Raw genomic sequence first — 22,797 nt, 5'->3', positions numbered from 1 at the left:
CGGTCTTGCTAAGCGCGCCGCCGCACGCAATGCTTTCGCGCGCCGCGAGGCACCAGGCACCCGTAGCTCAGCTGGATAGAGCGCTGCCCTCCGAAGGCAGGTGTCAAGCCGGTTCGCACAGGAAAGGAGATCGAAAGGAGCTTGAAAAATAAGGACTTGCGAGATCGGTGCTCAGAGACTTCTCACTCGCAAGAAACCCGCGTAAGCACCACGTAAGCAACACGGCATGCACCCATAGCTCAGCTGGATAGAGCGCCACCCTCCGAAGGTGGAGGTCACAGGTTCGAATCCTGTTGGGTGCGCCAACTGTAACCCCTCTCAGGAAGGGCAGCCGCCGTTAGCGGCATCATCGGCTAAGCGGCATTGCAGGAAGACCGCAGTCAGGGCAGCCTTGCAACTCCCTGGCGCTGCCGGAGGCTATCCGCCCAAGCAGCCAAAGCGCTTATCTCGGCTGAGAGCACATCTGGCCTCGGAAGCGGGCGATTCAGTGCCGCGGCGGCGCTGTGCATCAATTCAGAGCAGCGGCCAAATCCGTCCCGCATGGCCTCGCAATCAGCAACAGTGATTGCGGTCAATTTGACCAAGCCAGGCGTTTTCACTTCGTTAGACAGACGCCGGATGACGTGACCGACAACTTCCTCAACCGCGATCTCCCAGGTGTCGCGCAGCGTTCCGGCGATGGATTTGACGGCCTTGCGCCATTCGTCCTCATTGCCCTGGTCGAAGTGGTAGCGTTCGTTTGCGAGCTGATTAGTTAGGCTCGCCGTAATGTCGCTGACACGCCGCGCTTTGAATGGCGGCTCGCTACGGCAAAAGCCGGCCTTGTCTGCGCCCCGACTAACAGAGCTGATTGCGACTTGCGGTTTTGGATCGGCGTTATCCGCCGCACGGTTCAACTCGAACAAGAAGGCAAGGTCATGCGTAAAAACGATAACCTGTCGGCGTGCCGCTTCGGCGACCAAGCGTTTCGCGACGGCCTCTCGGTGCATGTGGTCAAGTGACGATACTGGATCGTCAAAAACAATGCCGGACTTATTCTCGGTGGTGGCAAGTTCCGCCATGAATGCAGCGAGCGCCACACAACGATGCTCACCTTCGCTCAAGACTTGGCCCACAGCGGCACTCGGCTTGCGGGTCAGCGCGACCTTGAAACGAGGGGCGCCTTGCGCACTGCTTTGCTGGCGCAGCTCTACCGCCAGGCCAGCGATCTCGAAGCTCGCGACCTCACGCGCGAACTGCGCGCGGAGCGCGTCCGTCACCAATGCCTGCGCAATCTCGGTGCTCTTGGTCGTGATGCGATTGGTGGCGGTGTCCCGCTGGGCCGTCTCAAGACGCGCAATCTGTTTCAGGCGGTCGATCTCTGCAAGAACATCCGCCTTGATACCGCTAAGCCATTGTCGATCGGCAAGTTCGGCCTTTTCAGCAAGCAACGCCCCACGCGCCGGAGAGTCGGCTTCGGCGCCCAAGGCGTGCGACCGCGTTACAATATCCGCGATCTGATCGGTCAGTGCTTGGCGCGGATAGGAGACAATAGGCGCGTCGAGCGTGGCGGCAGGACTCGCGTGGCGTCGTCTGATCTGGCGATGACGCCACAGCGCGCGCAAGACGACATTCCTGACTTCCAATGCCAGGGTGTCCTGCCGCAGCTCATCGCGGATGGTCGCCACGATGTTTGCAAGCTCGGTCAGCGAAAACGCGGCACCCTCGAATGTCGCAAGCGCCTCATCGTATGCCGCGCGCGCGGCCTCGGCGCGCTGCTGACTATCGTCGCGCACGAATGCCTCAAAGCGGTTGAGCCGACTGGCGGCAACAGGGGTCAATTCCTGCTGGCAAAGAACACATACGCTGCCAGGATCGATTACAGGGAAGCGTCGATCGGGATACGCTTCTTGATCGGAAAATGCTCGCGCGCTCGCCCATAGAGCCTGCCAAACATCTGACCCGATCTGCGGCAATGGTTCGTCGTGGAAGAGCGCGCCGGACGCGGCCTCTGCCGCCCGTCGCGCCGTATCGCTGACGTCCGCGAGCCGACGCAGATTGGAGGCCGTATCGTCGCCGATCGAAGCAAACAGCACATCGAGGCGCGCAATATGTCCCTCGACCTTGGACTTTAGCGCGGCGAGTTGACGCGCCGCGCGGGCCGGATCGCCGGAAAGGTCCGCCGTGAGCTGGGCCAACCGGTCTTGCTCTGCTTGGGTGAGCGCAGCCAGTCTCTCGACGGTGGTAGGGTCGGTGTTAGCGGCAAGTCGGGCCATAAGCCTGCCTACGGCCGTCGTCGAGCTGCACGTCGGGGATTTGATGCTTTGTGGCGTCTGTGCCTTAATCTGCGTGATTTCGGCGGCCAGCTTATCTTTGACCGACTTGCAGATCTGGGCCAACGCTCCAAGCAATTTGAGCGGGAACGGCGTGTAGGCCACGTCATTGGTTTCATCGACGTGGATATTGGCTGTACGCGAATCGAAAACGCTAACGGCCGACAGCGCGGCATCGGCCGCCTGACCGAGCTGCCACGCGCAAGTGCGATTCTGACCGCTGATCGCGTATTCTATCGTAGCGCAGGGTGTGCCCGGTGCTGGGTCATAGATGTCGGGTATGATCTCCTCAACACGGCTCGGCATACGGGCACGACATGCCTTCTTCAGGATGCGCGCATAGCCGGATTTGCCCGATCCGTTATCGCCATAGATGATCGTCAGTCCGAGGCGCTGGAGCGTCAGCCGCTGGTCAGCGGCCAAGGCGTTGACATGTCGGACGCCATGCACCTGCCTTAGGTAGACTTCGCCCTGCTCGCGGCTGGGATCGCGCAAATGCTCGGCATTCAGCGGTGCCGCTTGGCTTTCTCCCTTGCAAATGGAGACAAGTTCGTCGATCTCAGCCGGCTCCAACGTCGCCTGAGTCGCAAGCCGCCGCAGCGCGTCTTTCTGCCAGTTCGGACTATCGGCAGACCACGCAAGAATGTTGGCAAGCGCCTCTGCCTCAGTCGTCATCCGGTGTCTCCCCCAATATTGGTATGGCCACTTTCGCGCTGAACCAGCCGAGCTGATTTCGGGTCATACACATAGCCGGTGATCGTCCCGTCCCTGATCTTCTCGATTGCTTCGTCGATCACGAAAATGGGCACGAGGAACCATTCGCGTGGGATGACGGGCTGTCCGAAGCGGTCTTTGATCTCGATGTCGAGCCGGGCCGGACCGAAGATCCGATGGATCAGGTTCTCAAGCCGCGTGCGGTTGATGTTGAACAGCTCGTAGGTGGCAACGACCTCGACCTCAGCCATGAGGAAGGTCGGATCGAGCTTGGCATTGGCGAGGCGGCGCGCAATATCGCCGCCGGTCACGCCGATCTTGTGCAGCACGTCACGGTGGGCCGCGACGGCCGGGTGGTCGGACTTGCTGCGCAGCACATAAACGATGCCGCTGGCCTCATCCCCTTCTTCATTCTGATCAGAGAACAATGGGCCGGCCGAGAGCTCGACGATCCGCCGTCCGGCCGGGTCCTGTTGCAGCGCCTTTTGGAGCGACCGCATAAGCAGATTGCTCTCGGTGCCGTTGTCGAAGATCACACGCAGCCGGGCGTCGATATTGCCGTGCTCGTTGACCGTGGGCTGTTCCATAGTCGCGACATAGGCTTTCTGACCGCCCAAAATATAGAAGCGGCCTGGCGCGATCTCGGACTTGCGCTCGAAGCGGCGGGTCTGCCGAAGACCGGCGCCAAGCTCCTTTTGCACCTGCTCGAACAGCGGTTTGAAGTCGTCGAAATCCTCGCATCTCTGGCGGTTGGCGATTTCCTCGGCTGCGCGCTTGTCGGCAGCCGACCGGACATGCCGCAACTCAGTGATGCCGCCGGGTGTGGTGTCATCCACGCCGAGCTGCGCCAGAAGCTCGTCATCGTCGATGTCCTCAGGAACACCAAGCGGCGCGGGCTGCGCGCCGGTTAGAAGTCCTTGATGGTCGAGGGGTTCGATCACGGCGCGGCAATCGGCCAACTCGCGCAGGCGATCAAGGCGCACGGCATACAAGCGCTCGAAGATGTCGCGGTCCTCGCCGTGTTGTGGAGCGCGGCCATGTTGTTCGACGAACCGCTGTATCTCCTCGAAACCGGCAATGATCCGCTCCTCGCGAGGCGTCCGGCTCGACTCCTTCTTCGCCTCGGCCTGGACGCCAAGCTCGGCGAGAAGCGCGTCATCCTCGTCGGTGAAGCCCTTAGCCACGGGCGGCCTCCGCCTTCATACGTTGAAGGAACGCCACGCCCTCGGCCATGCGCTTTTCCCAAGCGTCGGCCGAGGTGATCGAAGGCAGCCGACCGCGCTCTTGCTTGAACTTCAAGGCCCGCTTGGCAAGCTCCCGCGCCTCCTCGATGGTGAGGTTGACGCGCTTGGCGCCGATCACAGCGGCGACCTGCTTCAGGCTCTCCTCGCTCATGGTCTTGGCGAGAATGGCATAGGCTTCGCCGAACGGATTGATGCGGTCGATCAGGTCGATGTCCAGCTCGCGCACATCCATTGCGTATTTGCGGACGCCCTCAATGAAGGCGGTATTGAGGCTCTTTTCACCGTCACCCTCGGCTCCCCCAAGCGCGACTTCCTTGGCTTTCTGCGTGAGGTTCAGGGCCGCGACGGCGTGCTGGCGCACGGCCTCCTGATCCTCCTCGTCCAGCTCGGGATACTTGTCCTTGATTATCTTGCCCATGCGGAGCTGGGTCAGTTCCTCCGGCACCAGCTCGGAATCGAACAGGCCGCGCTCGATCGTGGTCTTGTCCTGTACGAAGGCGGCAATGACCTCGTTCAGGTCCTGCTGGCAGATGCGTTGCGCCTCCACGCTCTTCGGCTCGACAAGGCCCTTGATCTCGATCTGGAACTGGCCGGTTTCCTCGTTGAAGCCGACATTGGTCTTATTGGGATCGTACCCGCCTTCACCGTAATCAAAGCCTGGCGTCGGGCCGCTCTGCGGGTTCTTCGGCTTGAACTCGAAGCGCGGCGCAAGCACCTGCTCCATGAGAAGGCTGGCAGCGATGGCCTTCAGCGTGTCGTTCACGGCCTCGGTGACGGCTTCTTCCGACGCATCCGGCTCGGCGATCAGGTTGGTGAAGCGAGCGCGCACCTTGCCCGGCGCGTCGCGGGTGGCGCGGCCGATGATCTGCACGATCTCGGTGAGACTCGACCGATAGCCGACCGTCAGGGCGTGCTCACACCAGATCCAGTCGAAGCCCTCCTTCGCCATGCCGAGCGCGATGATGATGTCCACATGGTCGCGGTTGTTCTTCTGCGCTGGGTCCTTGAGCGCAGCGGTCACGCGGTCGCGCTTGGCGGGATCGTCGTCAACCAGGTCGGCGATGCGAAGAAGGCGGCCCCCCGGGGTCTTGACCAGTTGGAAGCCGGTTGCGGGATCACGGCCCTGCCATTCGCCCAGCTCGTGAAGGATGTGTTCCACCTCCTTGATCTTGTCGCCCATGCTTTCGCGGGAATTGACGTTCGGGATGTGGATGATGGTTTTCTCGGCCGGGTCGAGCACCTTCAGGATGTCGTCCGTATACGGGCCGTTGTAGAAGAAATAACCTATGTCGAGTTGCTTGAGATATTCGTAGCCGTTGAGCTGCTCATAGTAGGTGTAGGTGACGGTGTCGAACTTCGACTCGTCCTGCGGGGCGAGCACGGCTTCGGCGTCGCCTCGGAAATAGGAGCCCGTCATCGCCACGATATGCACGCGGTCGCGAGCGATGAACTGGCCGAGATGCAGGCCGAGCTTGTTGTCGGGGTTGGCCGAGACGTGATGGAACTCGTCAACCGCGATCAGCCGGTCATCGAAGGCTTCCACCCCAAACCTGTCCACGGCGAAGCGGAAGGTGGCATGGGTGCAGACCAGCACCTTGTCGTCGCTTTTCAGGAATGCCTCGACGGAATTCACCTTCCCGCCATTGTCCGAGCCCGGCGCGTTGCAGAGGTTCCACTTCGGCGCGACGATCCAGTCGGCCCAGAAGCCGAACTTGGACAAGGCTTCATCGTTGAAGCTCGCGCCGATAGCCTTTTCCGGCACCACGATGATCGCCTGCTTCAAGCCCTGATTGTGGAGCTTGTCGAGGGCGATGAACATGAGCGCGCGGCTCTTCCCCGAGGCCGGCGGCGACTTGATGAGAAGATATTGCTCGCCCCGTTTCTCATAGGCGCGCTCTTGCATCGGCCTCATGCCGAGGGCATTGGCCTTCGTCGAGCTGCCGTTGCGCGCGTAGGTGACAGAGACGGAGGGGATGGATTTGGCTTCTGGCTTCATTTTCTTTCCCCAGCAACGCTGGCAAGCGCCGCCTTAAGCACCTGAAAACAGACTTTCGCCGTATGCTGATCCGGTGTGAAGCCGGATAGCATTTGCTCGTATGGGTGAATGTAATTGCGAAAATCCCGAAGCCCGTGGCTGAACTTTTTGACGTCGGGCTTCAGCAACCCCGCCTCGCAGGCGACATCTATGAACTGTGCGAGGCTCCATTCGTGAAACCGCTTCACGCTCCCGTCAACGGCCTTCGGACTGGCCGAAGCCCTGTTGAAGCGTGCTGGTTCCTTCTGCGCCGCTCCGAGAAGGACGGCTTCCAGCACACTGCCGCACAGGAAGATGGTGGAAAGATACGCGCCTGCGCCCATCGCTATCCGCGCTTCGTTAAGGCGGCTCTCGATGATCGGCACGGCCTGCGCTTCAATCGGAAGTTTCTGGATATTGGGAATGGAAAATTCGCTATGCAGAAATTCGTCAATGGTCTGGGTCGGCTTCGTGGGTGCAGGCACTCCGGAAAGCCGCGAGACGATGCCGCGCGCTTTCTCCAGCACGGATGTTTCAACGTCACGGTTGTTCAGGCTGCAATCGGCCTCATATGCTTCCAGCATCTCCCCCAGCACCCTTCCGACCAGAACATCCGGCTCCTGCTCCCAGAAAGCGCGCATCTTCTTGGCCTTGGAGGTGCCGTAGGTCTGATACTCCTGGCCATGAATATTGATCTTGTGCCGATTAAAAAACTCTCCGAACGTCGCGTCGGAATAGTCCAGAACGTAGCCGCTCTGCATCCCAAGCAGCTTTTCAAAGTAGCGCTTTTCAATATCGGTGAGGCTGCTCATGCTGCTCCCACCTTCCGCTTCTTTCCCGCCCCCGCTCCGGCGGTCATTTTCGTGTAAAGCTCGAATAGTTTTTCCAGCCGCTCGGTGTCGTTGCGGAATCGGCGGCCGATATAGATACGCTCAAGCACCTCGTCGTTGCGCTCGTGGGCCTCGCGCAAATCGGCGGGCATCTTTTCCGGATCGTAAAGCTCGGCGATGGTCGCCGGGAAATGCGCCTCGCGTGCCAACAAAATGTCCTCGGCACAGCGGGTCAGGTCGGCCTTGTTCTTCTCAGTGAGAGTAGGAACGGGGAAGGTGTTCCAGCCGAGAGTGTTGGAGTAGGAGAAGCGCATTTCCAGACGCACGCAAACCGTCCCGATCCAGACCCAATGCAGGCGTGAGGCAATCAGCGCCATGTTCCAAAGCGGCGCGTCGTAGAGGGCGTAGCACTTGTTTGAGATGATCGTGCCGGGAGGGAGCAAGCCACACGGCAGGTAATCGCGATTCTCAGAACTAATTGCCGCGACGGCGATAACAGTCTCGTTGCCTGTCTGGCGGACTTCACCAAATCGGTAGGGTGTCACGGCAATTGCATTGGTCGTTGCTCGGCTCGATGCGTTTCGCTGCGCACGAACACTTTCAAACCGCTTTTTCAGCCAAGCATTTCCATCGGCGGCCTCATACTCGTTGTCAGCCACCCAAATGCACCTTCGCTCGATTCCTCGAACGAACTCTTGTGAGCCGATAAAGGGGCGAATGTATTTTGGGTGAACGGCATGATCCTTGATGGCGGTCTTTGCTTCGTCGGCATCGAGCAACAAATACCCCCCATCGTTAGGCATATTGCCGAAGCCCATTTCGTTTAAACCGTTGAGCGGTCGCAAGAGAGGACCAACGATGACATTTGGCCCTGGCACCAAATAGGCGTTGATGTTCTCAACCTCTTTGACAATCGTGCCGTTACCGTCTGCCTCGGTAAATAGCTGCCGCGTTCGGCCCGCGTGATTGGAAATACCCACAATGACAACGGTAACACCGGCATTGTAGCTGGCGAGGTTTGCCCATTTGAACGATGTATGGGCGAAGGCGATTTCATGCCCGGTCGCGAAGATCAGCGACCATAAGGTCTCCACCTGTCGGCCTTGGCAGATGGAATTGGTGGACACAAACGCGGCGACGGTGGGTGTCGTCGTTCCATAGTCCGCCGCTTTCATAAACCAGCCGGCAACGTAATCGAGCGACTTCCAATTGGTCGTGCGTCCCTCGAAAATGGCTTTCAGGTCGGACTTCTGCTCATCGGTCTGCCATTGACTCCCTCGATAAGGCGGATTTCCGCAGATATAGGTCTCCCCACCCTCATTCTCGAAGTCGATCTGCGCCTGATCGAGCGGGGTGTGAAACAGGTCATCGGCCCGGTGCTTCACGCCTGTCCCAGTCGGCGGACAAATGCTCAGCCAGTCGAGCCGCAGCGCATTGCCACAGGTGATCCAGTTCTCGGCATCGAGCGGCAGGAAGTCCCGCAGGGCTTCCTTCTGGCCGCGATAGAGCACGTCGCATTGATATTCGGCGATGATGAGGGCGAGGCGGGCAATCTCGGCCGGGAAGCTGCGCAGTTCGATCCCCCGGAAGTTGGTCAGCGGGATTTCGCTTCGCCTGTACGGCTCGCCGCGGCGTTTGTTGATCTCGGCCTCGATCTCCCGCATCTGTTTGTAAGCGATCACAAGGAAGTTGCCGGAGCCGCAGGCCGGATCGAAGACCCTGATCCGCGACATACGCTTGCGCAGATTCAGCAACATGCGGGGATTGTCCCCCGCCTCGTCGAGTCGCGCACGCAGATCGTCGAGGAACAGCGGATTGAGCACCTTCAGGATGTTCGGAACGCTGGTGTAGTGCATCCCGAGCGCGCCGCGCTCCTCGTCATCGGCCACGGCCTGAATCATCGAGCCGAAGATGTCCGGGTTAATCTTTTTCCAGTCGAGGCCGCCGATGTGGAGAAGGTAGGAGCGCGCGATCCGACTGAAGCGCGGCACGTCCATGGTGCCGGAAAACAGGCCACCATTCACATAGGGAAACTGGTCGGCCCAGCGGGGGATGTTCGCCGCCGCCCGCGCTGCGTGCTTCATATTCATGGCGCGGAACAGCGTGCCGATCACCTCGTGGGTGTTCGACGAGTCCTTGGCGCTCATCTGCTCCACGGTCGAGGTAAACAGGAGCGGCCTGGCAAAGATGTCGGTGTCCTCGGCAAAGAAGCAGAAAATCAGCCGCGCCATGAAGTGATTCATGTCGGGACGGCGCTCAGCCGTGCCCCAGTCCGGGTTGTCCTTCAGAAGCTCGACATAGAGTCGGTTCAAGCGGCTGGTCGCGCGAATATCGAATGAGCTGTCGCGGACCTGCTTGACGGTGGTAATCCCGGCAAGGGGCAGGAAGAAGCCGAAATGGTCGGGGAAGTCGGCATAGGCGCAGGCGACCGTCTCGCCCGACGCCAGATCCTCGGCCTCGAACGTGTCGCCGTCCGTCGCCAGAACGAATTTCGCCTTCGCCCGCGTCGTCGCCGGGCTGGCCTTCAGTGCAGCAAGGGTGCGCGTCACCGTGCCGGGGACGGCGACGGCGATATGGATGTTGTTGGTCTGAAGGACACCGCCAAGGTCGGACTTGTTCGACTCGCCCTTGCGCAGTCGTTTTAGGGTCGTTTCCTTGTTTCCGAAGGCTTGCAGGAAGAGATAGGGGAACTCCTCGGCGTCGAACGGCTGCTCAGCGAGTTTCGATATGGCCTCCTCAATCTCGACGGCGTTCATCGTTCCCCCCGCCGTCCGTGGCCGTTGGCTCGAAAGGCTCAACCTTGATTTTATTGGCCCTGCGCATGACCTCGGCCAGCTCGTAGTCGAGCTGCCGGATCAGCCATTCGCGCGCGGGCGTGCCGAACGCCTTTTCCAGCCGGACGGCCATCTCCGGCGAGATACCCGACCTGGCGTTCAGCAAGTTGCTGAGAGTCTGCCGATCAACGCCGAGGATTCGGGCAGCGTCGGTGACGCTTAACCCATTCTTTTCAATGCAGTCCTGCCGGACGGTCGTTCCTGGGTGCATCGCCTGCCGAATCGTATTGCCCTTCGCTCAATTCAGCCTACAGTGATAATCGACACTCGACAATCCGCTTAAAGCGGGGAGGTCAGCGGCCAGTTACGCCGTGGTGAGGCGCAGGGCGGCCAACACCTATGACAGTTCGCTCCGGCGACGGGGTCAAATAAGTTACTCACGCCAAACTCTTGGTCAGTCGACGAAGATTGTCGAGTAACTGGCGGCGTACTTCATTCACGGGCTGCGACCAGATCTGCGCCAGCGTCTCTACCGCTCGATCGGCATCCCACGGCCACGCAGCCCTTCCGTCGACCTGCGCGAAAGGACCATCCGACTCTGTGAGTACACGGTCGCGCGGCATCTTCATCACCAAGGAGCGCCCCTTTTCGCCAGCCAACATTGCCGGCCCTGTGCTGAACCAGCAGCCAAGGTCAACTGCGCGCGACAGCTCCTTTTGTGTTCCAGAGAACCAGTGCAGAATGGCAATGCCAGCCCCCGGCCGCGCCTGCAGCGCATCAAGTACCGGCGTCGCGGCGCGCCGGCTATGGATGGTCATAATCCGCCCGCCTGCCCGCGCGCAGAGTTCGAGCACGCGCGAGAAGACTTGCTCCTGATCCGGCCAGTGCCGCCTATACTCTGGCCCGCCGTCGAGCCCGATTTCACCGACGTATCGCATTCGAGGAAGCAGCTGCTCGAACAGCGGCAACTCACCCTTACGCTCATGCGCTATCTGAGGATGGAGCCCAAGCGCAGTGCGTATCCTGGGAGCCCCCGTTGTCAGAGCGGCCGTTCCAGCCCATGCGGACGGCGTTGTAGTGACCGATAGAACATAGATGTTCCGGGCCACGCACTCGCGAACTGTCGTGTTTGGATCGGGATAAAGATCCAGGTGAGCGTGGAAATCGATCACTTGACCCCGTGAGATTGGTGAAGTGCGCGAAGCTCGCCGAGTCCCCGCTCAAGCATCCCGAGCAGGGCGGCACGGTCCTGGATGTAGGGCGATGCGAGTGCATGGCCGAGCCAACTCTCAAGACCATCGGCCTTGACGGCCGCGAGCGCGATGGCGACGGAACGAACGTCATCGAAGCCGGCGTGCTCCGCATCGTTCTTCCCGATCGGCGCGTAGACATAGTCCGTCGTGTCTGGCGCCGCGCCCCAAGCGAGGAATGCGGCCCGTCGCACTTGACAGGGAACGCAACGCCCGCATTGCCGATAATTGAATCGTTGAAAACGACCACAACTCGTGGAACGGACCGCCTCCGCGCGAAGAAGCGCTTGGTCCGCACACTCCTTGAGCATCTCGCCTTTCGTCTTGGTTGCGTATGGATTGGTGATCTTCACCCGCAGGCCAGCGGCATCGAGCACACCCTGCAGGCGGGCGAAGAACTCCGGGTGTGCGGTGCGAGTGCTGAGACTCCCCAAGCGCCCGCCGGTCAACGGCGGATTGATGGCGATGAACCCGTTCTCGCAGACAAAGAGCGACACCTCCTGACCATCATGATAGGCCTTTAGAGCGGTAGCGGCTATCACCCCGAAAGTGATGAAGATCAGCGACCTTGCCCGCTGCGAAGCTTCCTGAATCCCCGGCGTGTTCGCGTTATGGTTCAGTTGAAGGTGGCCGAGACCGCCTCCGATTTTCGCGGCGAAATCCACCTGTTTGTCTGCGTCCCCTCGCACAGTCTGACTGACGGCGAACGGCTTATAGCCTGCGGCAGCGAGATCAATCGCTCCGACGAGACTGTCGAGCCCTCCCGAAAGGAGAACGACGCAATCCTCTGCGGGGCGGATCGGCTCGCGCGGCGGAGCAGGCAATAGCCCACATTCGTGGAAGCGCAGAGTCCAGCGGTCCGTCGTCAGAAAACCCAGTGCTTGGGCGAGCGCCACGGCTTGCCCGCTCCAGAAGGGAGCATCTGCAACCGCGATGTCGAGTTCTATTTCGCGCGTCCACCCGTCGGCACTCTGATCCCGCAGCACCGCAGAATCGGCGGTGACGACGCTCAGCGCGATCGACAGAAGGTCCCACGCCTTTGGCGCAGGATCGAGCCTGCGCCGTTGAATTTCCGCCTTGGCGGCATCTCCAGCGCTTCCCTCTCCCTCTTGCCGCGGCTGACCGTAGAGTACGACGCGGAGGTCCTCGCCGCCAGGCAGGTCGACTCCGTCCGGACCGCAAGCGAGCCTCATTCCGCGTAGCCCTCGAACACATCGAAGGTCTCCCGCAGCGCGTCGCGAACCACTTGGCTGATGTGACCGCTTGTGAGACTGCGCCCTGCGTTGCGCAGCTTGCGGAACGCCGCCGCCACGCTCTGCTTCACGTACTCGCGAACTTCCTTGAGCCGCGAGAGAGCCGTCACGGCGCTGGGCGCCTTGTCGACGATCGTCTTGCCCACATCGAGCTCGAAGCGGCGAAACACGTCGATCGCCGTGAATCGTTCAATAGCGAACGCCCGCTGCTCCGGCTCAAGATTCAGAAGGTCCGCTTCTGGGAATTTGGTGAGCAGTTCGGACAAGGCGTCCCGAATTGCCGCCCGCTCCGCTTCGGCGTCTTGGGTGCCATCGACCGGCCGGACAGCTTCTACGACCGCATCCATGACCTCCTGGGCGTTACGGCCCGCGAGAAGCGCCGGATCGAGCGGACTGCCTGGTGCGGCAGGCTGTCCCGCTGCCACGCGCGCTAAGGCTCCGCCGAGTACGCCGGCTGTTGCGGCGGTGCCGCCAAAGCGGCGCGTCGCGGTGCCCGATCCACCATACCCGGTTCGGACATAGTGGCCGAGGCTGCGCCGCATATCCCGGCTATCACCCGATCTCGCGAAATCGCCCAGCGCGCGACGCACACCTAAAAATCGAGCAGGGGGCGCGACCGGCGCCGGGGTAGGCGGCGCTACTTGAGGCGCGCTTGGTTCGGCATCAGTTGGCGCATCCGTGCCCAGCTCACCACCAATCGGCTCGTTTGCGGGCGGGTCCGGCGTCCATGAAGGCACCATGGGGACTCCGCTGCCTGGACCGCCACTAGACTGCGAGGTTCCCATTCTCTCTCTGCCTCTTGATGGCGGTCTTCACCGGCCGCGACACCTGCCCCCGATCCCATATATCGAAGACGCCCTTAGCCCAGGGCTGGTCGCCGATCTTCGGGACGATATTTGCTTGGACCTGCGCGGCCGGACGTTCGCCGAGAAAGGCGGCAAGCCTCGCACCTTGGGGCGGGTCGGCCTCGGCAACGATGAGACAAGCTTCCAAAATGGCGGGTACACCCCACTCCTGCTCCTGCCTTGCACGATCGAGCAGACGGTCCATGACGATCGTGATCTCGGTCCGTGGCACGCGGAGGAGTCGCTCCTTCAAGCTAGCCGCCATTTCCGGGTGCTGAAGGAGCGCGGTCAGTAGCTCGGCGGCTTCTGAGGAGAGCCTGTCCTCCGGAGTGATCAGCGGTGCGTGCTCACGGCTCACGTACAGCGCACCGCGTAGGTCCGTATCGGCGAGCGACGGTGGCAGCGTCAACCACTCGGCAAAGAAGGGATCATCGAACGGCGCAGGAAGCGTTTGGTCCTGACCGGCGATGGCCTTCTCCTCCCACTCGGCAAGGAAAGCTGGCTTGCCGGTATCGCTGGCGCTCACCCGCGCCATCAGTTCGGCGAACGCCTTGGGGTTTCCGAGCCGCTCGAACAGCAGGAGCTTGGCCAGAACGGCCTCGTCCACGCCGACGCCCTGCGCATTTGAGATGGTCATGCGGATGGCGAGGGCGTTCAGAAATCGCTTGATCAGGCGGGGATTGCCCAGGATGCCCGACGCCGTTGTCATCAGCGGCGCCAAGCGGTCTGCCGTGTCGAAGCGGCCGATCAGTTCGGCGGGCAAAGGATCATGCAGCGATTGGACGAAGGCGCGATCAACGCGCTTGCCAGCCCAGGTTTGCCTGAGCTGGGCGACGACACCCGCGCGGATCTTCTCCTTCACATCATCGCCGAGTTCGCTGTTCTCGACAAACAGCAGCATCATATATGCACGCACCTCCTGGGTGCCCAGCGGCGGCACTCGGATAGGCACCTGAATCAGCTTGTCGAAATAGTTGGTGACCAGGCGATCATCCGGTACGCCCTCGAAGTGCCGGCGAACGGCATGTTTAATCATGTCGTTGTCGGCGGCGATCACGAAAGCCGTGTTCTTCAGAAACAGGAACAGCCGGATTGCCTCGAGCGTCGAGATGGTCGTCTCGGGCAAGCAACGGTCAAGATCGTCGATCAGCACCACGAGAGTGACGCCGAGCTCTTCCAAAGTCTCCTCGAAATTGTCACGGAGCGCTTGGATCTCCTTCGGTGGCGACGTTTCCTCTTTTGGGTTCAACAGCCCGCTCGCGGTTTCGGCCACCTCGCTAGCTTTGCCCTTCGCCTCCTCAAGCAGCTTGCCGTCAACGCTGCCCGAGAAGAAGCGCTGGCCCAGGCCCCAGACTTCCCCGATCAGTCCCGTCGGAGGCAGGCCCAGCGACATTGCAACCGTAGAGCCGGCGACCAGCTTTGCCGCACGCAGCCAGTTCACGCGCTTCACCAGCGCCTTGGCCTTGTCGATGGCCTTTTCGCGTGCCTTTGCTTCCTTTTCGAGCCTCGTCGCAATCACATCCATGAGTGCGGCCCGAGCGTCGTCATAGCCTTGGTAGAGCCAAGCGTTGAACTCGACGAAGACAAATTCCCGCTCACCTTCCTTGCGTGGCCGGGCAGCCAGGGACGCCTGGGTAAGCTTGATCATCGAAGACTTGCCGATCCCCCAGGCTCCCGACACGCCAATGGAGATTGGTCGCCCCCGTGCCTGAACGATAATCTCGGCTACGGTGTCGGCCACTCCGGAGAAGTTCAGGAAGTCACGTTCGGTCTCGTTATCGGGCCACATCGGCTTTGTTCTACTCCTTTCCCGGCGCGACTCAGGCCAGCTCGCCCCATAAGCCCGCCCTAGAACAATTGCGGAACAGAATGTGAGTGAGGTTTGGTTGGACCCATTGCATTTCTTAGCAGATCGCGTCCGAAAAATGTAGCATCCTTCGGACGCTTCTCATCGTCCGAAACATGCGGCATATTTCGGACATGACCGATGCTCACCAGCCGGGTTCCGACCTCCGCAGCCGCTTGCTCGCCCGCATCGCCGAACAGCCGAGCGAGGTGTGGACGCCCAGCGACTTCGCTGATCTCGCCGGCCGGGGCGCCGTCGATAAATCGCTGCAGCGCTTGGCGGCTGCAGGCGAGCTCCGTCGAATCGATCGCGGCCTCTATGATCGTCCGAGCGTCAACAGCCTGACCGGCCGTCCCACCGTGCCGGACTATCGCGCCGTCATCCGCGCCGTCGCCCGGCGCGACAAGGCCCGCTTCGTCGTGGACGGCATGACGGCTGCCAACGATCTCGGCCTCACCACAGCCGTGCCCGCCCGCATCGAGGTCCTGGTCGATGCCCGACTAAAGCCCATCAAGCTCGGCAACCAGGAAATCCACTTCAAGGCAGCCGCGGCAAGCCGGCTCTACTGGGCCGGCCGGCCGGCGATGCGCGTCGTCCAGGCTCTGCACTGGCTTCAGGACGTGCTGAACGAGAACGACGAACGCGCCCGTGTCACCGAGATTCTGCGCCGGCTGCTCGCCGATCCGAACCACGGCCAGGGCATTCGCGATGATCTGCGCGAAGGGCTCTCGGCTCTGCCCATCTGGATGCAGGAGTTCCTGCGTCCGCTGATCGTCGGCAAGGGCGCGAAGACATGACCGCCGGAGGCTTATGCAGCGGTCATCCGAGCCCCCGCGCGCGACCGCCTCGATCTGTTCCTCTCCACTGCCAATCGGCTCGGCGCACCGATCGGCAACATCGAAAAGGACTTCTGGGTCTGCTGGACGCTCGACGCGCTCTATCACCGCCTCCCCGCAGGCCGGCCGCGCCTTCTCTTCAACGGCGGCACCTCGCTGTCCAAAGCCTATGGCCTCATCAACCGGTTTTCAGAGGACATCGACGTTACGGTCTTCCGTGACGATCTCGAACAAGTGGCAACCGCCGAGGAACTGGAGGCGCTCTCCGGCAAGAAGCGCCGCGCCAGGCTTGACGCCATCCGTGACGCCTGCCGCGCGTATATCACCGGTCCGCTTCGGGAGAGCCTCGCCGGGCTCCTGGCCGAGGCTACAGGCGGAGCCGGGCGCGTGGAGATCGATCAGGCCGATCCCGACGGGCAGACTTTGCTTCTCTGGTATCCGGAGGTTGAACCGCGTGACGACGGCTATGTGCGCCCGGCCGTGCGGATCGAGTCAGGTGCGAAGTCAGCGCTCGATCCCAACCGTCCGGTCCTGATCAAGCCATACATTGCCGACGAGACTCCCGACCTGGACCTTTCGGTCCCCAACGTCACGACCATCGAGCCAGGCCGAACCTTCTGGGACAAGGTGGTGATCGCGCACGGCCTGCGGCGATGGTATGAGCGGCGCGGCGTGCTGCGCCAGGAAGGCCAGCGCATTTCGCGCCATTATTGCGACCTGCACCAGCTGCACGCGTCGCAAGCAGGGAAGGACGCGTTGGGCGACCTGGAGCTTGCACGCGACTGCGTGCGCCACGCGCGCATGTTCTTCGACCGGTCGGACTTCGATCTTGCGTCAGCGCAGCCCGGCACATTCGCGATTGCCCCTGTCGAGGGCATGATTGACGCGCTTCGCCGTGATTAGCCCATAGGTCTTGCATCCGGTTCCCCGAAGACGACGATATCCATGTCGTGCTCGCCAAGTTCGGATTGCCGTCGCTCCAGTCTCGCCTTCCGGCGTTCCAGCGAACCGATAGCTTGGGCAAAGGCATCACGGTGAACAGTCTGATCCGCGATCCCCTGGGCGATCTGCTCATCGGCGATGTTGAGACGGTCGAGATAGTAGGCGATTTCCGTTTCCGTATGCGCGATGTTGCGGGCAAGGCGCTCTGCCCCGGCAATGTTCTTGGCGCTGGCCACCGCCCGCATCTTGGTGCCGTCCAGCGCGACCTTGCCGCCCGCGATCAGCCCGGCTTCGCGACAGAAGCGGATGAAAGCGGCACCGGCGCCGACTATGGCGTCCGGGTTGTCATGCCGGAATGCTGCGATCGTCCGGTAATCGGGCGACATGCGCCGCACCAGCCATATCGCCTCAAGGTCGCGCTGGCAGGCGCGCTCCAGTTGCCTGGATGAACGGAACTGGTTCAGATAGCCCCAAATGTAGAGGCGCAGCATATCGCCGGGATGGAAGCCCGGGCGTCCGGTTGCCGCCGAGACAGTGCGAGCGAAGCCGAGTGCCGCGAGATCGAGAGTCTCGACAAATGCATCAACGACCCGGACGAGCGCCTCGGGGCCAACATAGTCGTCAACGCAGGGAGGGAGCAGACTGGGTTGATGGCGGTCGTGACCTTCGATGAAGCAAGTCATCAAGCTTCCTCCGGCGTTCCTCGTTAAGTCCATTCCGGATTGGCGAAGGCCTGCACCCTGTCCATCATCCGAACACCAGCGCGCGGTGGACCGCCGTGCCCGCCGTCACGCCATCGGCAACCGCCCAGCTCACGCTGTGCGGTGCACGGGCGATGTCGCCTGCGGCATACAGGCCCGGCACGGTGGTCATCTTGTCACCGCCCGTCCGGATGATCGGCCCCATCGGTCCGTCGTCGATGGTGGCGCCGAGTTGCGCGGCGATTGGACTGGCAAGAGAGGATTGCGGTGCGACGTAAAGCGCCGAAACCTGACTTTTGCGTCCATCCTCCAGTTCCACGGCGGACAGGCCGTGCCCTTCGCCGGTGAGCCGCGTCACCTTGCCCCGCTCGATGGCCACGCCATGGCTGGCGAGCATCTCCGCGTGTTCCGGCTCAAGCTCCACGCTGTTGAGAAAGAGTGTCGTCGGTCCCCATTCGGCGATGAGGCAGGCCTGATGCATGGACATCGGCGTGCGGGCGAGCACCCCGAGCGGTTGATCGCTGAACTCGAAGCCATGGCAATAGGGGCAGTGCAGCACCGTCTTGCCCCAACGTTCCCAAAGACCGGGGATTGGCTCGAGACTGTCCCGCAGCCCGAAGGCAAGGATCACCTTGCGCGCCGAAATTTCCGCGCCGCTCGACAACGAGACGACGAAGCCGTCGCCAACGGCACGCGCTGCGACCGCTTCTCCCGAGACAAGCGTAGCGCCAGGATAGGCAACAAGCTGATCGCGAGCCTTGGCGAGGATCGACGAAGGATCGCTGCCGTCAGAACCCAGAAAGCCGTGTGACGCCTCAGTAAAGCGGTTGCGCGGTCGCCCTGAGTCGATGACGCAGACGCGTCGCCGCGCCCGCGCGAGATAGGTGGCAGCGGCGAGCCCGGCGAAGGCGCCTCCGATGATGACGACGTCATTCTGCATGGGTGGTCTCCAGAGCGATCGATCCGCCGCGTTCGGCGAGTCGCGCATGAAAGTCGGCGCTCAGCGCGGCGAGGGAGACTTCGCCGAAGCGGCGAAGAAGAAGCATTTCAGCCTCATCGAAAGACTTGCCGAGTGCGGCGTTGACCGCCTGCTCGACAAGGCAGCCGGGTTCATCGGTCCGGTTGCCGATGGCCAGCAGTTCGGGCCGCCCCAGCGCTTCATAGATGTCGCGGAGCGTGACCGCGCCGAGATCGCAGGCGATCATCCAGCCGCCGCCATGGCCCTTTTCGGATCGCACGTAGCGTCGGTCCCGCAGGCCCGACATCAGCCGGCGGATCACAACGGGATTGGTGTCCATCGCGCGGGCCAGCATGTCGGAAGTGCAGGGACCGGGATGTTCGGCCATGTGCAGCAGGACGTGCAGGACGCCCGATAATCGGCTATCTCTTCTCATGCAACTTTATATGTTGCGTGATATCCGACTAATCAAGGCTAGGCAGAAGAGTTTTTGCACAGCCTGCCCCGCAACGCCCCCCATAGAGAGTGAGAGTGCGGACCGGGTTTGCCGTGACGGGTTGAGGGCTGGAGGAGAGGCCTCCGGCGCCCGTCGCGGAGAACCGCGATGTCCAGACATGACCGCAACGCTCGCGCCGGCGCCGACCGGACGAGCCTCTACGACGACATCACCAACAAGATCATCGCCGAGCTGGAGGCCGGCCGCGTACCCTGGGTCCAGCCGTGGGGCACGGCGGCGGCGAAGGCGCCGCTCGCCATGCCGGCGAATGCCGCCACCGGCCGCGCCTATTCCGGGATCAACGTGCTGATCCTCTGGGGCGCGGTGATCGAGCACGGCTTTCCGGTGCAGAGCTGGCTGACGTTCCGCCAGGCGCTATCGCTCGGCGGCCATGTCCGCAAAGGCGAGCGCGGCACCACCGTCGTCTACGCCGATCGCTTCATTCCAGACGACGAGAAGAAGCGCGCGCAAGAGACCGGCGAGGAAGCCCAGGCCATTCCATTCCTCAAGCGCTTCACCGTCTTCAACATCGCGCAGTGCGAGGATCTGCCCGACGATTTTGCCGTCTCGCCGCCCGCGCCGGGTCCCGGCCTGATCGAGCCGCGCGTCGAGGCACTGATCAAGGCGACGGGCATCGACTTCCGTATCGGCGGCGACCGCGCCTTCTATGTGCCGGCGCACGACTACGTCCAGGTGCCGCCACCGCAGGCGTATTTCGAGACGATCAACTGGCATCGCACGGCCCTGCATGAGCTCGGCCATGCGACGGGCCATTCGTCCCGTCTCGGCCGCGACCTCACCGGCTCCTTCGGCTCCAAGAAATATGCCTTCGAGGAACTGGTCGCCGAGATGAACGCGGCCTTTTGCTGCGCCTCGCTCGGCATCACTCCGACGGTGCGCCACGCCGATTACATCGGCTCGTGGCTGGACGTGCTGCGCGAGGACAACCGCGCCATCGTCCGCGCCGCGTCGCAGGCGAGCAAGGCGGCCGATTGGCTGCTGGCGTTCCTCCCCGAAACGGAGATCGCCGGCGAACCCGCGAGCGACAGGAGGGCAGCATGATCCTCCTGACCGACGACTTGCGCGAGCGCCTGCTCGCCAATGGGCTTGAATGCGGCGCCGACCATGTGCCCGTCGTCAAGTTCTTCAACCCGCTCGGCGAGGGCGTCTGGCTCGCGACCGAGCTGGACGCCGATGGCGACACGCTCTTCGGCCTCGCCGATCTCGGCTGTCCCGAGCTCGGCAGTTTCTCGCTCGAGGAGCTGGCCTCGATCGTTCTGCCGTTCGGCATGGGGATCGAGCGCGACATTCTCTTCATCGGCGACTTCCCGATCTCGGTCTGGGCAGAGGCCGCCCGCGAGGCGGGAAGCATCCGAGCGGCCGAGCGCATCCTCTACCGGGCGGCTTCGCCTCGACGCGATGACACGTAACTCACCCACCCTTAAGTCCGAAGAGCCGGAGATGAGCGTTTGCGCATCTCCGGTTCTACGCTCCGGATCGCCGGAAGGCGGCGCCGTCCTCAGAGGAAGAGGGCGGCGCTTCGCTTCGTGACGGGTTGGAAGCCGAGAGAGAGGCTCTCGGCGCCCGTCGCGGAGTATCTCGACATGGCAAAGGCTGCCAAGAAGATCGTCTTCTCGCGCTCGCGCGACATCCCCTTCAACAAGCTCGTGCTCTCGGAGTCCAACGTCCGGCGCACCCGGCCGGAAGCCGAGCTCGACGAACTCATCCATGACATCGACCGGCGCGAGGACCTCGTGCAGGGCCTCAATGTCCGCGCCATCCTCGACGGCGACGGCAACGAGACCGGCATGTTCGAGGTGCCGGCGGGCGGCCGCCGGTATCGCGCGATCGAGCGCCTGGTGAAGGCCAAGCGCTTCCCGAAGGACGGGCTCGTCCCCTGCATCGTACGCAAGGCCGACACCAGGATCCTCGCGGAAGACGACTCCCTCGCCGAGAACCTCCTTCGCGCTGGGCTTCATCCGCTCGACCAGTTCCGCGCGTTCCAGGACATGCTCGACAAGGGCATGACCGAGGAGGAGATCGCCGCAGCGTACCTCACGACCGTCCAGGTCGTGAAGCAGCGGCTTCGGCTGAACGCCGTCTCGCCCGTGCTGCGCGACGCCTATGCCGAGGAGCGCATGACGCTCGACATGCTGATGGCCTTCACCGTCAACCCGGACCACGCGCGGCAGGAGCAGGTGTGGAAAGCCGTGCAGCATTCCTACAATCGGCAGCCCTGGCATATCCGCCAGCTGCTGACCGAGACGACGATCCCGGCCTCCGACAAGCGGGCGCGCTTTGTCGGCATCGACGCGTATGTAGCGGCTGGCGGCGTCGTGCTGCGCGACCTGTTCGAGGACGATGATGGCGGCTGGCTTGCCGACCCGGCGCTCCTTCACCGCCTGGTCAGCGAAAAGCTGAAGGCGGTGGCCGAAGAGATCGCCGGCGAAGGCTGGAAGTGGGTGAAGGTCGATCTCGACCTGCCCTATGGCTACGACCACGGCCTGCGCAAGATCGGCGGCGCCTTTGTCGATCTCACCGACGACGAACGCGCCAAGCGCGAGACGCTGCGCGCGGAGTACGATCGGCTCGAGGCGGAGTATGACGGCGCCGACGAGCTGCCGGACGAGATCGACCGACGCCTCGGCGAGATCGAGGAGGCGCTCGAGGCCTTCGAGAAACGTCCCGTCGTCTACGATCCCGCCGACATCGCGCGCGCCGGCGTCTTCGTCAGCGTGGACCGCGACGGCGAGATCGTGATCGATCGCGGCTATGTGCGGCCGGAGGACGAGGCGCCCGTCGCCGTCGACAGCAGCGACGCTGAGACCGATGGAGAACCCGGCAGCGACGATGCTCCCGCGATCCCCTCCGCTCAGCACGCTGTCATCACCATCGGCGGCCAGACCACCGGCGCCGAAGAGGACGATGAAGACGACGCCGTCAAGCCGCTGCCCGAGCGGCTGGTGATCGAGCTCACCGCCCATCGCACGCTGGCGCTGCGCGACGCGGTCGCCAACCATCCGCATGTCGCTCTGACGGCGCTCCTGCACAGGCTGGTGCTCGATGCGTTCAAGCGCAACGCGCACGGCTGTGCCGTCGAGGCGTCGGTCCGCGAGGTCCACTTCCCCGTCCAGGCCCCCGACCTGAAGGACAGCGCCTCCGCCAAGGCCATCCAGGCGCGCATGGAAGCCTGGAAGGCGGACATGCCGCTCGATGACGACGATCGGCTGTGGGACTGGATCGCCGAGCTCGACGATGCGAGCCGCCTCGCGCTGCTCGCCCACTGCGTCAGCTACGGGATCAACGCGCTATACGAACGCCCGAATCCGTATAGCGGCAACGGCGTCTCCCAGCACGGGCTCGACCGGCGCATGCGCGATGCCGATCGGCTCGCCCGTGCCACCGGCCTCGACATGGTGGAGGCCGGATGGCGCCCGAGCGTGGCGAACTATCTCGGCCGCGTGACGAAGAGCCGGATCGTCGAAGCCGTGCGCGAAGCCCTCGGCGAGGAGAAGGCGCAGCTCATCGATCATCTCAAGAAGCCCGAGATGGCAAAGGAGGCCGAGCGCCTGCTCGCCGACACCGGCTGGCTGCCGGAGCCGCTGCGGTCCGCCGATCCCGGTGTGACGACCTCGGTCGATGCAAGCGGAGGTGAAGGCGATGAAACGCTGCCGGCCTTCCTCGCCGACGATGAGGACGAGCAGCCGGATGATGGCGACGCCGATGCCGATGACCCGGCGATGATCGCCGCCGAGTGACGCGACCATGGCGGGGGCGGCTCC

General features: G+C 62.8%; 18 protein-coding genes and 1 tRNA gene. 6 read left to right on the top strand and 13 right to left on the bottom strand.

The genetic code is table 11. From position 1 onward, the window contains the following. Positions 1-228 precede the first annotated feature (228 nt). Positions 229-305 (top strand) — tRNA-Arg (locus tag BZF61_RS07260). 75 nt (positions 306-380) lie between these two features. Here the strand turns inward: BZF61_RS07260 and BZF61_RS07255 are convergent. The 10 genes from BZF61_RS07255 to BZF61_RS07210 form a co-directional block, all read right to left on the bottom strand. After that, the gene (locus tag BZF61_RS07255) at positions 381-2,987 is read right to left on the bottom strand and encodes an AAA family ATPase (RefSeq protein ID WP_086618111.1); all 2,607 of its coding nucleotides are present in this window, start codon (positions 2,985-2,987) and stop codon (positions 381-383) included. Next, a complete protein-coding gene (locus BZF61_RS07250; RefSeq protein WP_086618110.1) occupies positions 2,984-4,210 on the bottom strand; it encodes a GIY-YIG nuclease family protein in 1,227 nt (408 codons plus the stop codon). The genes BZF61_RS07255 and BZF61_RS07250 overlap by 4 nt, the downstream gene beginning before the upstream one ends. Continuing rightward, entirely contained in the window at positions 4,203-6,266 is a 2,064-nt protein-coding gene (locus BZF61_RS07245; RefSeq protein ID WP_086618108.1) for a DEAD/DEAH box helicase, read from the bottom strand. The genes BZF61_RS07250 and BZF61_RS07245 overlap by 8 nt, the downstream gene beginning before the upstream one ends. Further along, positions 6,263-7,096, bottom strand: coding sequence for a hypothetical protein (locus BZF61_RS07240; protein WP_086618106.1), 834 nt, complete (start codon positions 7,094-7,096; stop codon positions 6,263-6,265). Before BZF61_RS07240 ends, BZF61_RS07245 begins: the two co-directional genes overlap by 4 nt. Then, positions 7,093-9,870, bottom strand: coding sequence for a class I SAM-dependent DNA methyltransferase (locus BZF61_RS07235; protein WP_086618105.1), 2,778 nt, complete (start codon positions 9,868-9,870; stop codon positions 7,093-7,095). Before BZF61_RS07235 ends, BZF61_RS07240 begins: the two co-directional genes overlap by 4 nt. Continuing rightward, the gene (locus BZF61_RS07230; protein WP_086618103.1) at positions 9,851-10,159 is read right to left on the bottom strand and encodes a HigA family addiction module antitoxin; all 309 of its coding nucleotides are present in this window, start codon (positions 10,157-10,159) and stop codon (positions 9,851-9,853) included. Before BZF61_RS07230 ends, BZF61_RS07235 begins: the two co-directional genes overlap by 20 nt. Before the next feature lie 166 nt (positions 10,160-10,325). Further along, on the bottom strand, positions 10,326-11,060 hold the full coding sequence (gene qatD / locus BZF61_RS07225) for a Qat anti-phage system TatD family nuclease QatD (RefSeq protein WP_086618102.1): 735 nt from the start codon (positions 11,058-11,060) through the stop codon (positions 10,326-10,328). Next, the gene (gene qatC, locus BZF61_RS07220; protein WP_086618100.1) at positions 11,057-12,331 is read right to left on the bottom strand and encodes a Qat anti-phage system QueC-like protein QatC; all 1,275 of its coding nucleotides are present in this window, start codon (positions 12,329-12,331) and stop codon (positions 11,057-11,059) included. The genes qatD and qatC overlap by 4 nt, the downstream gene beginning before the upstream one ends. Then, positions 12,328-12,933, bottom strand: coding sequence for a Qat anti-phage system associated protein QatB (gene qatB / locus BZF61_RS07215; RefSeq protein ID WP_211276733.1), 606 nt, complete (start codon positions 12,931-12,933; stop codon positions 12,328-12,330). The genes qatC and qatB overlap by 4 nt, the downstream gene beginning before the upstream one ends. Before the next feature lie 223 nt (positions 12,934-13,156). After that, positions 13,157-15,025, bottom strand: coding sequence for a KAP family P-loop NTPase fold protein (locus BZF61_RS07210; protein WP_086618097.1), 1,869 nt, complete (start codon positions 15,023-15,025; stop codon positions 13,157-13,159). A gap of 191 nt (positions 15,026-15,216) precedes the next feature. On the opposite strand from BZF61_RS07210, the gene BZF61_RS07205 reads away from it, so the two are divergent. Then, on the top strand, positions 15,217-15,879 hold the full coding sequence (locus BZF61_RS07205; protein ID WP_086618096.1) for a DUF6088 family protein: 663 nt from the start codon (positions 15,217-15,219) through the stop codon (positions 15,877-15,879). Positions 15,880-15,903: 24 nt separating this feature from the next. Next, positions 15,904-16,821, top strand: coding sequence for a nucleotidyl transferase AbiEii/AbiGii toxin family protein (locus tag BZF61_RS07200; RefSeq protein WP_211276736.1), 918 nt, complete (start codon positions 15,904-15,906; stop codon positions 16,819-16,821). On the opposite strand, the gene BZF61_RS07195 is transcribed toward BZF61_RS07200, so the two are convergent. The 3 genes from BZF61_RS07195 to BZF61_RS07185 all read right to left on the bottom strand — a co-directional run bounded on the left by BZF61_RS07195 (position 16,818) and on the right by BZF61_RS07185 (position 18,955). Further along, positions 16,818-17,543 carry a transposase gene (locus BZF61_RS07195; RefSeq protein WP_211276731.1) on the bottom strand — a complete coding sequence of 242 codons (726 nt, stop codon included), beginning with the start codon at positions 17,541-17,543 and terminating at the stop codon, positions 16,818-16,820. The genes BZF61_RS07200 and BZF61_RS07195 overlap by 4 nt on opposite strands. A 64-nt stretch (positions 17,544-17,607) precedes the next feature. After that, positions 17,608-18,501, bottom strand: a complete 894-nt coding sequence (locus BZF61_RS07190; protein WP_086618094.1) for an NAD(P)/FAD-dependent oxidoreductase — start codon at positions 18,499-18,501, stop codon at positions 17,608-17,610. Next, positions 18,491-18,955: an Rrf2 family transcriptional regulator gene (locus BZF61_RS07185; RefSeq protein ID WP_086618093.1), complete on the bottom strand. Its 465-nt coding sequence runs from the start codon at positions 18,953-18,955 to the stop codon at positions 18,491-18,493. The genes BZF61_RS07190 and BZF61_RS07185 overlap by 11 nt, the downstream gene beginning before the upstream one ends. A 168-nt stretch (positions 18,956-19,123) precedes the next feature. Here BZF61_RS07185 and BZF61_RS07180 point away from each other — a divergent pair, with 168 nt between their 5' ends. The 3 genes from BZF61_RS07180 to BZF61_RS07170 all read left to right on the top strand — a co-directional run bounded on the left by BZF61_RS07180 (position 19,124) and on the right by BZF61_RS07170 (position 22,773). Next, complete coding sequence (locus BZF61_RS07180; RefSeq protein ID WP_086618091.1) at positions 19,124-20,077, top strand: ArdC family protein; 954 nt, start codon at positions 19,124-19,126, stop codon at positions 20,075-20,077. Beyond that, positions 20,074-20,445, top strand: a complete 372-nt coding sequence (locus BZF61_RS07175; protein WP_086618090.1) for a DUF2958 domain-containing protein — start codon at positions 20,074-20,076, stop codon at positions 20,443-20,445. Before BZF61_RS07180 ends, BZF61_RS07175 begins: the two co-directional genes overlap by 4 nt. A gap of 174 nt (positions 20,446-20,619) precedes the next feature. Then, entirely contained in the window at positions 20,620-22,773 is a 2,154-nt protein-coding gene (locus BZF61_RS07170; protein ID WP_086618088.1) for a ParB/RepB/Spo0J family partition protein, read from the top strand. Positions 22,774-22,797: the final 24 nt, after the last annotated feature.

It is taken from the genome of Erythrobacter tepidarius (assembly GCF_002155695.1).
Classification (GTDB): domain Bacteria; phylum Pseudomonadota; class Alphaproteobacteria; order Sphingomonadales; family Sphingomonadaceae; genus Erythrobacter; species Erythrobacter tepidarius.
The sequence above is the reverse complement of the archived record's forward strand: the minus strand, read 5'-3'. Positions and strand labels throughout refer to the sequence as shown.

What these genes read in the sequence shown, in the direction of transcription:
- BZF61_RS07210 (WP_086618097.1), bottom strand. Translation starts at nt 15,025, where the DNA reads ATGTGGCCCGATAACGAGACCGAACGTGACTTCCTGAACTTCTCCGGA.
- BZF61_RS07185 (WP_086618093.1), bottom strand. Translation starts at nt 18,955, where the DNA reads ATGAGAAGAGATAGCCGATTATCGGGCGTCCTGCACGTCCTGCTGCAC.
- BZF61_RS07205 (WP_086618096.1), top strand. Translation starts at nt 15,217, where the DNA reads ATGACCGATGCTCACCAGCCGGGTTCCGACCTCCGCAGCCGCTTGCTC.
- BZF61_RS07240 (WP_086618106.1), bottom strand. Translation starts at nt 7,096, where the DNA reads ATGAGCAGCCTCACCGATATTGAAAAGCGCTACTTTGAAAAGCTGCTT.
- BZF61_RS07235 (WP_086618105.1), bottom strand. Translation starts at nt 9,870, where the DNA reads ATGAACGCCGTCGAGATTGAGGAGGCCATATCGAAACTCGCTGAGCAG.
- BZF61_RS07175 (WP_086618090.1), top strand. Translation starts at nt 20,074, where the DNA reads ATGATCCTCCTGACCGACGACTTGCGCGAGCGCCTGCTCGCCAATGGG.
- BZF61_RS07230 (WP_086618103.1), bottom strand. Translation starts at nt 10,159, where the DNA reads ATGCACCCAGGAACGACCGTCCGGCAGGACTGCATTGAAAAGAATGGG.
- BZF61_RS07180 (WP_086618091.1), top strand. Translation starts at nt 19,124, where the DNA reads ATGTCCAGACATGACCGCAACGCTCGCGCCGGCGCCGACCGGACGAGC.
- BZF61_RS07190 (WP_086618094.1), bottom strand. Translation starts at nt 18,501, where the DNA reads ATGCAGAATGACGTCGTCATCATCGGAGGCGCCTTCGCCGGGCTCGCC.
- BZF61_RS07195 (WP_211276731.1), bottom strand. Translation starts at nt 17,543, where the DNA reads ATGACTTGCTTCATCGAAGGTCACGACCGCCATCAACCCAGTCTGCTC.
- qatC (WP_086618100.1), bottom strand. Translation starts at nt 12,331, where the DNA reads ATGAGGCTCGCTTGCGGTCCGGACGGAGTCGACCTGCCTGGCGGCGAG.
- BZF61_RS07170 (WP_086618088.1), top strand. Translation starts at nt 20,620, where the DNA reads ATGGCAAAGGCTGCCAAGAAGATCGTCTTCTCGCGCTCGCGCGACATC.
- qatB (WP_211276733.1), bottom strand. Translation starts at nt 12,933, where the DNA reads ATGCGGCGCAGCCTCGGCCACTATGTCCGAACCGGGTATGGTGGATCG.
- BZF61_RS07245 (WP_086618108.1), bottom strand. Translation starts at nt 6,266, where the DNA reads ATGAAGCCAGAAGCCAAATCCATCCCCTCCGTCTCTGTCACCTACGCG.
- BZF61_RS07255 (WP_086618111.1), bottom strand. Translation starts at nt 2,987, where the DNA reads ATGACGACTGAGGCAGAGGCGCTTGCCAACATTCTTGCGTGGTCTGCC.